General features: G+C 68.2%; 1 protein-coding gene. It reads left to right on the forward strand.

The window, feature by feature from the left end; translation table 11 throughout:
- Nucleotides 1–71: 71 nt before the first annotated feature.
- Nucleotides 72–380 (forward strand): ATP-binding cassette domain-containing protein (locus tag I6F37_RS45120; protein ID WP_225155147.1); only part of this gene is annotated, 309 nt, incomplete at its 3' end.

The raw sequence follows: 380 nt of genomic DNA on the forward strand, positions 1-380 counted from the left end.
GAGCTGCACACCTGCGGCGAGCACGATCACCACAGTCGATGCTACGCATCTCGAGAGCACGCGGAGGCGGGATGACCACGGTCGTTACCGAGGACGTTCACGGATGGGCAACCGTCTCGCCCCTGCTGGAGCTCCACGATGTCGTCAAGCACTTCCCCGCCGGCTCGGGAAAGACGGTCCACTCCGTCGACGGCGTGGACCTGGCCGTCCGCAAGGGTGAGGTGCTCGGCCTGGTCGGTGAGTCCGGGTGCGGCAAGAGCACCCTGGCGCGGACGATCCTGCGCGCGGTGGCGGCCAGCTCGGGCCAGATCGTCTTCGACGGCCGCGACATCACGCGCGCCAAGGGCAAGGAGCTCAAGGCACTTCGCCGGTCCATGCAG

Origin of the sequence: Bradyrhizobium sp. NBAIM08 (assembly GCF_020193935.1) — a bacterium.
Lineage (GTDB): Bacteria > Pseudomonadota > Alphaproteobacteria > Rhizobiales > Xanthobacteraceae > Bradyrhizobium > Bradyrhizobium yuanmingense.